The sequence below is a fragment of the Kamptonema animale CS-326 genome (assembly GCF_028330895.1).
In the GTDB taxonomy this organism is placed as follows: domain Bacteria; phylum Cyanobacteriota; class Cyanobacteriia; order Cyanobacteriales; family Microcoleaceae; genus Kamptonema; species Kamptonema formosum.
In genome coordinates this window covers 1-8,141 of sequence record NZ_JAQMUA010000233.1, presented here as the reverse complement: position 1 = coordinate 8,141, position 8,141 = coordinate 1, and the positions used below count along the sequence as shown (strand labels likewise).

The 8,141-nt window shown below is 42.6% G+C and carries 6 protein-coding genes; all 6 read left to right on the top strand.

The window, feature by feature from the left end; all coding sequences use genetic code 11:
* Positions 1 to 166: 166 nt before the first annotated feature.
* The 6 genes from PN499_RS13275 to pflB all read left to right on the top strand — a co-directional run bounded on the left by PN499_RS13275 (position 167) and on the right by pflB (position 7,869).
* The gene (locus PN499_RS13275) at positions 167 to 1,324 is read left to right on the top strand and encodes a sulfate ABC transporter substrate-binding protein (RefSeq protein WP_272032431.1); all 1,158 of its coding nucleotides are present in this window, start codon (positions 167 to 169) and stop codon (positions 1,322 to 1,324) included.
* Positions 1,325 to 1,418: 94 nt separating this feature from the next.
* Positions 1,419 to 2,267 carry a sulfate ABC transporter permease subunit CysT gene (gene cysT / locus PN499_RS13270; RefSeq protein ID WP_272032430.1) on the top strand — a complete coding sequence of 283 codons (849 nt, stop codon included), beginning with the start codon at positions 1,419 to 1,421 and terminating at the stop codon, positions 2,265 to 2,267.
* Positions 2,257 to 3,135 carry a sulfate ABC transporter permease subunit CysW gene (cysW, locus tag PN499_RS13265; RefSeq protein WP_272032429.1) on the top strand — a complete coding sequence of 293 codons (879 nt, stop codon included), beginning with the start codon at positions 2,257 to 2,259 and terminating at the stop codon, positions 3,133 to 3,135. The genes cysT and cysW overlap by 11 nt, the downstream gene beginning before the upstream one ends.
* Before the next feature lie 150 nt (positions 3,136 to 3,285).
* Entirely contained in the window at positions 3,286 to 3,651 is a 366-nt protein-coding gene (locus tag PN499_RS13260; protein WP_272032428.1) for an NIL domain-containing protein, read from the top strand.
* 322 nt (positions 3,652 to 3,973) lie between these two features.
* Entirely contained in the window at positions 3,974 to 5,110 is a 1,137-nt protein-coding gene (locus PN499_RS13255; RefSeq protein ID WP_272032427.1) for an extracellular solute-binding protein, read from the top strand.
* A gap of 530 nt (positions 5,111 to 5,640) precedes the next feature.
* Positions 5,641 to 7,869 (top strand): formate C-acetyltransferase, encoded by a 2,229-nt coding sequence (pflB, locus tag PN499_RS13250; protein WP_272032426.1) that lies wholly within the window; start codon positions 5,641 to 5,643, stop codon positions 7,867 to 7,869.
* The last annotated feature ends 272 nt before the right edge of the window (positions 7,870 to 8,141 follow it).

Genomic DNA, 8,141 nt, shown 5'->3' with positions numbered 1-8,141 from the left:
GAGGAGCAGAGAATCTGAGAGGCGGGGGTGCAGAGGGGCACAGGGGCGTGGGAGTAGTTTTTTTAATCTCTTGCATTTTTGGACAGTCTTCTATATAATGTACGACTGTACACAAAAAAACGGTATTCCTACCAAATAACCGTACTTTACACAAGGAAAGCATCTAATGAGTCAGTGGCAACGCCTCACTCAGCTAGGGCGCTCGTATCAACAGCGCCTAGCCAGCATAACTCTATTTAGGAATTCCCTAAAAAGCTTCGCATCACTCTTTATATTAGGGCTGAGTTTGAGTGTGGCGATCGCCTCTTGCTCTCCCAGCAGTAGCAACAACACAGCATCTAGCCCCAGCGCGAGCCCCAGTGGCACCAACGTAACTGCCGCCGGTCAAGGCGTAGAACTCACCCTCGTTTCCTTCGCCGTCACCAAAGCAGCCCACGAAGCGATTATTCCCAAATTCGTAGAAAAGTGGAAACAAGAACACAATCAAACTGTCAGCTTCAATCAAAGTTATGGCGGCTCCGGCTCCCAAACCCGCGCCGTAATTGACGGCTTAGAAGCTGATATCGTCCACCTAGCTCACGCCGGAGACACCAGCAAAATTCAGAAAGCTGGACTAATTGAACCAGGTTGGGAAAAAGAATCAGCTAATGATGCCATAGTCAGTAAATCTGTAGCAGCATTAGTCACCCGCGAAGGCAATCCCAAAGGCATCAAAACATGGGAAGATTTAGCTAAAGACGGAGTGCAATTAATCACAGCTGACCCTAAAACCTCTGGGGTTGCTCGCTGGAATTTTCTAGCTTTATGGGGTGCTGTCACCAAAAATGGCGGCGATGATACCAAAGCTCAAGAATTTGTTACCAAGGTCTACAAAAACGTTCCCGTACTCACAAAAGATGCCCGCGAAGCCAGCGATGTATTTTTTAAACAAGGTCAGGGCGATGTGTTGATCAACTATGAAAATGAGATGGTTTTGGCTGCTCAGAAAGGTGAAAAAGTGCCTTATATTGTTCCCGATCCCAATGTCTCCATCGACAATCCGATCGCAGTTGTCGATAAAAACGTTGATAAGCACGGCACGCGCGAAGTTGCTGAAGCATTTGTTAAGTTTCTGTACACTCCAGAAGCTCAGCGAGAATTTGCTAAAGCAGGCTTTCGCCCAGTAGACGCTACTGTAGCCCAAGACAAAGAATTTGTCGAGAAATATCCGCCAGTCAAAAACTTATTTACAGTTAAAGATTTGGGAGGTTGGGGAGAAATCGATCAAAAATTCTTTGCTGATGGCACTATTTTTGACAAAATCCAGGCTGACATTAGGAAATAACGTAATGCCGCCCTCTGGGCAATGATTTTACCGCCCAGAGGTCAGCGTTAAGGCAAAGCTAGGCATCTAAAAATCTCTCAAACCTTAAATCAAAATGGTATCGCTTCCCACGCAAAAACCAAAATCTCAACTACAAAATCTAGCAGCTAAAATTACTTGGCCTTGGCGAATAACCCTTGGCTATCTCTCTTTAATGCTACTTTTGCCAGTAGCCGCATTGTTAGCAAAGGCGAGTACAGCTAACCCAGCCGAATTCTGGAGAATTGCCACCAGTCCGATTGCTCTCTCTGCTTATGATGTCACCTTTTTTACATCATTAGTTGCAGCGATTATTAATGGCGTTTTCGGAACATTAATCGCCTGGGTTTTAGTCAGATATGATTTTCCACTCAAGCGGTTTATAGATGCCGCCGTCGATCTACCTTTTGCACTACCTACATCTGTCGCCGGGTTGACGATCGCCACAGTTTATAGCAATAATGGCTGGATTGGTTCATTGTTTGCACCCTTTGGTATCAAGATTGCATTTACTCGCCTTGGCGTAGGTGTGGCAATGATTTTTATTTCCTTACCCTTTGTAGTGCGAACAGTACAACCAGTTTTGAGCGAGATGGAAAAAGACATTGAGGAAGCAGCTTGGTGTTTAGGTGCTTCTCAGTGGCAGACATTTTGGCGAGTGATTTTACCACCATTATTGCCAGCCATTTTAACTGGAGTAGCGTTAGGATTTTCTAGGGCAGTTGGCGAGTATGGCTCGACTGTAATTGTCGCTTCTAATGTGCCATTTAAAGATTTGATCGCACCAGTGCTAATTTTCCAGAGGTTGGAACAGTACGACTATGCGGGTGCAACTGTAATTGGCGTTGTGCTGTTGGCAATTTCATTGGTGATGTTGTTGGCAATTAATATTTTACAAGCCTGGGGTAGCCGCTATGACGATTGATCTGAATCCATCTGCTAAATACAATGTACCTCCCGCTAATTCTCGCTTTCAAAACAAGGAGAAAACATGGGTAAAGGGACTTCTAATTGGGGTTGCAGTCCTGTATCTATCCCTTGTACTTTTCATACCTGCTCTCAATGTTTTTGTCCAAGCTTTTAGTAAGGGAGTTGGCCCTTTTATGTCCAACTTGACTGCTCCAGAGTTTCTCCATGCAGCCAAACTTACCTTATTTATTGCTATAATTGTAGTGCCGATCAATACAATTTTTGGCTTGTGTGCTGCCTGGGTAATTGCTAGAAATAAATTTCCTGGGCGCACACTTTTAATCAGCATCTTAGACATACCTTTTGCGATTTCACCTGTTGTTGCTGGTTTAATGATCGTGCTACTATATGGGCGCAATGGGTGGTTTGGAGCGTTCTTGGAAGCAGCCAATATTAAAATTATTTTTGCTTTTCCGGGGATGGTGCTGGCTACTGCTTTTGTGACTCTGCCTTTTGTGGCTCGCGAAGTAATCCCGGTGTTGGAAGAAGCTGGTACCGACCAAGAAGAAGCGGCTAAAACTTTGGGCGCAAATGATTGGCAAATTTTCTGGCGAGTTACGATTCCCAATATTCGTTGGGGCTTACTTTATGGATTAATTTTGACAAATGCAAGAGCAATGGGAGAATTTGGTGCTATCTCTGTAGTATCGGGAAATATTGCTAAAAAAACGCAAACTTTACCGCTATTTGTAGAGGAATCTTACAAGCAGTATGCGACGCAATCGGCTTATTCTGCTGCGGTTATTCTGGCTTTTTTAGCGGTTGTAACTCTTGTACTCAAGGAAATATTAGAGCGCAAAACTAGGATTAAGGAAGTTGAATAAAACAGGGAATAGCTCGGAAATTACCCATTTTTGTCTAATAGAATATTGATGGTTTCAGACATTTATGTAACGCCACCTTCTAGGCGGTGAATAACGCCTAGAAGGCGGCGTTACCAGCTAAAAATAATATCTTTAAACTAGGAGATTCAGATGTTAGTTGAAAACAACAATAACAACAACTTGGAAATTGAATCAATTAATGCTTTTCATAAGGCGACGGCATCAGATATTCCCAAAAGCGTTGAAGGAGATATTAGACCTACTCAAACCCGGATTCGGATGCGGGTTCCCAAAGAATATCATCAAGAACCTGTGATTTCTCGCTTAATTTCTCAATATGGCTTGACGGTAAACGTTAATGCAGCTTTATTGGGAGTTAAATCTTCTGATGATGGTTGGTTTGATTTGGAACTGCACGGTACTGCTAGTCAGATTGAAAGTGCTTTGATTTATCTGAATGATTTGGATGTAGAAATTTGGAGCGATTCGGCAGATCCCGATCGAGAAAGTTGGTAGGAAAGAAAGGTTGTTTTCTTTCAAGGTTAAATAAGTAAAAATAAATATTTTGTCTCATTGAGAGTCTATCGAAGCAATCGCCAAATCTTGAGATTGCTTCACGGAGTTCGCAATGGCATAATATAGGTAAAAATAAATGTTCTGTGTCATTGTGTGCCTATCGAAGGAATCACCAAGTCTTGAGATTGCTTCACCGAGTTCGCAATGACATATAGAACAGAAGGAAAAAGCAAAATTTGCTGGCAAAGACATATTTGATGTATAATGATTCTTTATTACGAGCAAAAATTAAAGATTATCTAACAAAGCGGATGCAGACAAAGTGAAACGAAGGTCTTTGCTATTGGGGGCTAGTGCCCTAACTCTGAGTCAATTAGCGGGGGGATGTGGAACCCAGACGGCCCTAAAAGTGCGATCGCTGAAAAATTCCGTTCCCGCACAAGTCGTCGCTCAATTTCGCAAGCAACTGCAACCATCGCCGCTTTTACAGATTGTGCCACAAACGCAGTTACAAGAATTATTTGCTCTATTGCAAACTTGGAAGAGCAAAACTTCAGCACAAAATCAGGGTAAGGAACAGGAAAAAGCCGACTTAGTAATGATTGGTGATTACTGGTTAGCGAAGGCAATTCAACAAAAATTAATTCAACCTCTTGACCCCGCAAAGCTTACAAACTGGTCGCAATTACCTCCTGCTTGGCAAACATTAGTAAGGCGTAATGACTCTGGTATTGCGGATGAAAAAGGCAAAATTTGGGCTGCTCCCTACCGCTGGGGCTCTACAGTTATAGTATATCGAATTGACAAATTTAAGTCCTTGGGTTTGAAACCTCCTACAGACTGGAGCGATCTCTGGCGGGAAGAATTGCGCGATCGCATTTCTTTACTGGATAATCCTAGAGAAGTCATCGGCTTGACTTTAAAGAAACTAGGTAAATCCTACAATACCCGCGATCTTAATAAAGTAGCTAACCTCAAAGAAGAATTAAGCAACTTACACCGCCAATCTAAACTTTACAGTTCTAATTCTTATCTACAACCTCTAATTTTAGGAGATACTTGGGCGGCTGTTGGTTGGTCAGGGGATGTATTACGGCTAATGCAGAATCAGAAAGAAATTGGCGCAGTAGTTCCAATTTCTGGAACATCAATGTGGGCAGATTTGTGGGTACAACCGATATCTAATCGATCATCAAATTTATCGTTAGCAGAACAATGGATGGATTTTTGTTGGCAGCCACAAATAGCTACTCAAATGTCTCTGCTAACTCAAGCTAGCTCTCCTGTTATTATTAGCATGAAGCGTGAAGATTTGCCCGAAGAACTTCGTATTAATCGTTTACTTTTACCGGAATCAGAGGTTATTTCTAAAAGTGAATTTCTTTTTCCTCTCCCGGATGTAGCTATTGAGCAATATCGCTCCTTGTGGCAAGAAATCAGAAATATTAAGCATAGTTAGTTTTTATCTTTGAGAAACCGTGTTTCTGAGACGATTTCTGTTAAAGAACAGAGATTTTGATAGAAACCCGGTTTCTGACACCAGCGGAGAATTATAGCAACCTTCTTGGCATTTAAGACGTTCTGAAGTCCTGAAACCCGCTTATTCTATTCCCTTCTTCCCCTAGCCCCTAGCTATACCTCCTCTTTTGTCCCTCTGGTAAAATAAAAATAAGAGCCAAATTTTTAACTGTAGATAGAGCGAGCATTTGAGCCTTGATGTTCTAATAGAATGGCTGAAATCAAGATTTTTGATAAAAGTCTTATGTTATAAGCATCCCGATTATTTTTTGCCGAAAGTGACAAAAGAGGGCTACGGTGATTTTTCCTCACAGGTTCCTCAAATTCTTTTTTTATAATAGATTTGAGACGAGAAACAGGGTTCGAGTGACTAAACTATCTTCAGATGTTCTACGCCAGCTTGAAACCTGATGTCTTGAGACTCATGGCTTAATCCCGATCGCTTACTCAAGCCAGGAGGCACAAAATAATATGTTTGAACAATGGCAAGAATTTAATTCAGGCAATTGGATGAAGGAAATAGATGTACGTGAATTCATCCAAAAGAACTATAAACCCTATGAAGGGAATGAATCGTTTCTAGCTGGTGCAACAGCAAGAACGAAAATGCTCTGGAACCAAGTAACTCTGTTAATGGCTCAAGAGCGAGAGAAAGGAATATTAGATGCAGATACGGCTGTCGTTTCTACAATTACAGCTCACAAGCCAGGGTACATTGACAAAAACTTAGAACAGATTGTCGGCTTGCAGACTGAGAAACCATTGAAACGAGCAATTATGCCCTTTGGTGGGATTCGTGTAGTAAAAGCTGGGCTAGAAGCCTATAGTTATAAGCTCGATCCTGCTACTGAGGAAATTTTTACCAAATATCGTAAAACTCATAACGATGGTGTATTTGATGGTTACACTCGCGAAATGCGGTTGGCTCGGCACTCTGGTATCATTACCGGATTGCCCGATGCTTACGGGCGAGGACGTATTATTGGCGATTATCGTCGAGTACCGTTGTATGGATGCGATCGCCTGATCGACGATAAGAAAAATCAACTAGAATCCCTCGAAGTTGATAGCATTGATGTTGATATCATTCGGCTGCGAGAAGAGATTAACGAACAAATCAAAGCCTTGTTTGAGTTAAAGACAATGGCAGCAAGCTATGGCTTTGATATTGGTCGCCCAGCCATGAATGCGAAGGAAGCCGTGCAGTGGCTTTATTTGGGCTATCTGGGAGCAGTAAAAGAGCAAAATGGGGCGGCAATGTCGCTGGGACGAGTCTCGACTTTCCTAGATATCTACTTTGAGCGCGATCTGAAGAATAACACAACTACTGAATCGGAACTTCAGGAACTAATCGACCATTTTGTAATGAAATTGCGAATGGTTCGCTTTTTACGAACTCCTGATTATAACGATTTGTTCTCTGGCGATCCTACGTGGGTAACTGAGTGTATAGGGGGTATGGGTGAAGATGGTCGTCCCTTGGTCACAAAGACCAGTTTCCGCGTTCTTAACACGCTATTTACTCTGGGATCGGCACCTGAACCAAACTTGACGGTATTGTGGTCAGAACGATTACCGGCAGCATTTAAACGCTACTGTGCAAAAGTTTCTACAGAAACCAGTTCGATTCAATATGAAAGCGACGATTTGATGCGTCCCTATTGGGGAGATGATTACGCGATCGCTTGCTGTGTTTCCGCGATGCGACTTGGCAAACAAATGCAGTTCTTTGGCGCACGGGTTAACTTAGCAAAATGCTTGCTGTATGCGATTAATGGCGGCAAGGATGAAAAATCGGGCGAACAAATTGCCCTTGCCTACGCACCCGTTACTTCCGAATATCTGAGTTATGACGAAGTAATGCAGAAGTTCGATTTGATGATGAACTGGTTAGCAAAAGCTTACATCAATACGCTGAACGTAATTCACTGTAGCCATGATAAGTATTGCTATGAGCGGTTAGAAATGGCATTGCACGATCGCGATGTTTTCCGCACGATGGCCTGTGGTATTGCTGGGTTGTCAGTTGTAGCAGATTCACTCTCGGCGATCAAATATGCCAAGGTGAAAGTCTTGCGTAACGAAAATGGATTAGCCGTTGATTATCAAATCGAAGGTGATTTTCCTAAGTACGGTAATAATGACGATCGCGTAGATCAAATTGCAGTCGAGCTCGTGAAAACCTTTATGAGCAAGCTGAAGAAGTACAAGACCTATCGCAATGCTGTTCCCACACAATCCGTACTCACCATCACTTCTAACGTGGTTTATGGTAAGAAAACGGGTAATACACCAGATGGACGGAAAGCAGGCGAACCCTTTGCACCGGGTGCAAATCCAATGCACGGACGGGATACTAAGGGTGCGATCGCATCTCTTGCCTCTGTTGCTAAATTGCCTTACGCTTACGCACAAGATGGTATCTCGAACACATTTTCGATTGTACCAGGAGCCTTGGGTAAAACAGAGGACGAGCGGTTTACAAATCTGGTTGGGATGTTAGATGGTTACTTCCACGATGGCGGACATCATATCAATGTGAATGTCTTAAATCGAGAAATGTTGTTGGATGCGATGGATCATCCTGAATTATATCCACAATTGACAATTCGAGTCTCTGGTTATGCTGTGAACTTTATTAAGTTAACTAGAGAACAGCAGTTGGATGTGATTAAGCGGACGTTCCACGATCGCTTCTAAGTCAATGGAGTTAGGTGACACCTTAGTTACTTAATTAATTGGCGGGAGATATACGGAAAGTTTCTGGGTATCATCACTAAATCAGGTGATGTATTGAGAATTTCCGTATATTTCCCGTTTATGGGGATATGAAAATTTGGTGTATAGTTTAGTTTTTATGTTGTTTAGGGTGTCAGTGAAGCATTTCTGGAAAGGCTAAGTAGTCGGACATAATTAAACGTAGGGTGGGCGCTCGCCGCAAAAAACCTGTAACTCATAGAAAAAGATGGTTG